Raw genomic sequence first — 1,298 nt, forward strand, 5'->3', positions numbered from 1 at the left:
CCCTCACTGTAGAAACCGGTACATCCTTTACACATCTGACCGGGTACCTTGTTTACACATTTACAGGCTTGATACGCGTTTGGCACCGCGTTCAAGTCTGCCTAAAGGGTACGTGCAAAGGTACAGATCCCACGTATCATCATCCACTTCTTTGAGCGCTACTTGCTCGCCTATCAGGGCCTCACCCAAGAAAATATGGGAGCCCTTCCATTTGATTTCTCCGTTGCTGCGCACTCGTCGGATATCGACATCGCTGTCGTACTCCGCTGCCGGCACATAGCCGGGATAAATTCTTGGAGAGGGGCTGTACAGGTCGGATGGCACTTTCATTCCCAGCGCCGTATGGGGCCTGTAGTGGTTGAAATCGTGCACAAAGTCTTCAAAAACTAATTGCTGGCGCATCAGATTATCGGCCGCAGGTTTGAGCACCGCGGCCTTTAAGGTCCGGTGCATCCGTTCGTGTCGACCGTTCTGATCTGGGCGCCCCGGCTTGATTGTCTCGGGATAAATACCGAGGCGGATAAACCACACCGACAGACTTGATAGTCGTGCCAAGCCGGTTGATGCGAACGGTGAGCCATTGTCGGTTCGTATCACGTCAGGCATCCCATATTCTCTGAACGCCCACTCAAAGCCTTGGCGTGTGGGCTCCCCATGTGTGCCTGGAAGCGCTTTACACAGCAGCAGGTAGCGGCTGGCATGATCTGTAATGGTCAAGGGATAGCACCAACGATCATCCTTGGTTCTGAACTGACCTTTGAAGTCGGCGCACCAGGTCTGGTTGGGTTCATTGGCTTCGCGCAATTTGGCCGCGCCGTGAGGACGGGGATGAGCACGTTTGCGCGTAGATACCAATCCGGCTTTCTTTAGCCATGCTCCAGCGGTGCTGGCGGCAGGCCAGGCAATCTCAGGCTCTGCATTGCGCAAGCGATGGATTAATTGTTTGGGGCCACGATCCAGATGCTCGTTTTTCTTTTCGAGCAGCCTGCTGATGATTTCGTCGCTGGTCTGATGCGGACAGTGATGAGGCTTGCTGGACAGATCTTTAAGGCCGTCTGGCCCCTTGGCATCGTATCGGGCAATCCATTTATCCACCGTGGGGCGACTGATGCTGTGGCGGCGGCTCAATTGGCTTTTGCTATAGCTGCCGCTAAGCCAGTCACTAATCAATTTAACTCGCTTGTCCATTACTGACTCTTGTTTCCAGGGCATGGTCAGTACCTCCTGACCATGATTAATACCTGTAAACAATGTCCCCGGTCTAAAACGTAAAGGACGTACCCGGTTTCTACCCACCC

1 protein-coding gene is annotated in these 1,298 nt (G+C 53.5%); it reads right to left on the reverse strand.

The features are described from left to right. Nucleotides 1-60: 60 nt before the first annotated feature. Nucleotides 61-1,212: an integrase core domain-containing protein gene (locus tag B347_RS0123650; protein WP_026014385.1), complete on the reverse strand. Its 1,152-nt coding sequence runs from the start codon at nt 1,210-1,212 to the stop codon at nt 61-63. Nucleotides 1,213-1,298: the final 86 nt, after the last annotated feature.

This window comes from Pseudomonas psychrophila HA-4 (assembly GCF_000282975.1).
Lineage (GTDB): Bacteria > Pseudomonadota > Gammaproteobacteria > Pseudomonadales > Pseudomonadaceae > Aquipseudomonas > Aquipseudomonas psychrophila_A.

What these genes read in the sequence shown, in the direction of transcription:
- B347_RS0123650 (WP_026014385.1), bottom strand. Translation starts at nt 1,212, where the DNA reads ATGCCCTGGAAACAAGAGTCAGTAATGGACAAGCGAGTTAAATTGATT.